Origin of the sequence: Pseudoalteromonas sp. BSi20439, from assembly GCF_000241165.1 — a bacterium.
GTDB lineage: Bacteria > Pseudomonadota > Gammaproteobacteria > Enterobacterales > Alteromonadaceae > Pseudoalteromonas.
The window spans coordinates 1-1534 of record NZ_BADW01000003.1 but is presented as its reverse complement, the minus strand read 5'-3'; the positions used below and the strand labels follow the sequence as shown (position 1 = coordinate 1534).

General features: G+C 39.7%; 1 protein-coding gene. It reads left to right on the top strand.

From position 1 onward, the window contains the following. Positions 1-159: 159 nt before the first annotated feature. Positions 160-1515, top strand: coding sequence for a sodium-dependent transporter (locus P20439_RS00275; RefSeq protein WP_008463868.1), 1356 nt, complete (start codon positions 160-162; stop codon positions 1513-1515). The last annotated feature ends 19 nt before the right edge of the window (positions 1516-1534 follow it).

Here is a 1534-nt window from a genome sequence, read left to right as displayed (position 1 = left end):
TTAAAGAAATCGTGCTATTTATAATCAAAATACGCACGTGTTATTTATATCTGAAAATAAAACGCAATAATTGTGCAACTTAGTCAAATAAGCACTTTTTATTTATTTACAATTCCAGTAGATTGTCAGCGGCGTCAAAAAATAGAGAAGCAGAATAATATGAGTGCAGTCAGAGGTGAGTTTAGCTCCCGCTTTGGTTTTATAATGGCCGCAGCAGGGTCTGCTGTTGGGCTTGGTAATATTTGGGGTTTCCCAACACAAACAGCAAGTAATGGGGGGGCTGCCTTTTTAGTCGCGTACTTAGTACTGGCCTTCTTTTTAGCCTATCCCGCTTTAATGGCAGAACTGATGATAGGTCGCCATGGACAAGCTAATGCGGTTTCTTCATTAACTAAATTAACCACTAAACCTTGGCAAAAGCAGTTTGCTTTTGCGGTTGGCTTTGGCGGTATTTTATGTGCAGGCTTTATACTCAGCTTTTATGCGATTGTTGCAGGTTGGATGTTAAGTGCAACTCTGGAGCCTGTAACCACACTCATAGGTGCTGATGCTGCATCTTCGTGGCTAAGTGAACAGTCACTTACACGTAATATTCTTTTTACTGTGGTATTTATTATTTTAACCGTTGCTATTATTAGCCGCGGTGTTGAAAACGGTATTGAAAAGTGGTCAAAACGTTTAATGCCCGCTCTGCTCGGAATTTTGTTTGCTTTAATTGCCTATGTAATGACTCAAGAAGGGGCTGTTGAGGGGTTAAAAGCTTACTTATTCCCTGATTTTTCTTCTATTTTTGATCCTACGTTATTAGTCAGTGCATTAGGGCAGGCCTTCTTTTCATTATCACTGGGTACCAGTGTAATGATTATTTATGGCTCATATATCAGTAAAAAGGAAAACCTTGTCTCTTTGGGCGCTTATGTTACGCTTATTGATGTATTTATAGCATTTGTAGCGGGCTTACTGATTATCCCCGCTATGTATGTTGCACAGGCACAAGGTGTTGAAATATTCTCGTCAACAACAGGCAAGCTGCTCTCAGAAGACACTTTAGTATTTCAGGTTTTACCTGCCCTATTTGATGGTATGGGTGGTGTTGGTTTATTTGTTGGCTTTGCTTTTTTTGCATTAATGAGTATTGCCGCACTGACCTCGTCTATTTCAATGCTTGAAGCGCCGGTGTCGTACACTGTAGAACATTTTGCAATGAAGCGTGTGCAAGCCACGTGGTTAATTGGTGCTTTAATTGCCATTGTCAGTATTACTATTGTATGTAACCTAGGCGCGTTATTTGGCTTAGTGATCACCTTAACTACTAAAGTCGCGCAGCCCTTATTAGGACTTATGTGTTGTATTTTTGTAGGGTGGATCTGGTACAGGTCGTCATTGCTCAAAGCAATCCAGCAAGGTAACCCTGAAGTACATAACACCTTATTTTGGAAAATATGGCCTTGGTACACTAAGTTTGTATGCCCCATAGCCATTAGCCTAGTATTCTTACATTCTTTACTAAGCTAAAAATAAAATATAAAAAAGA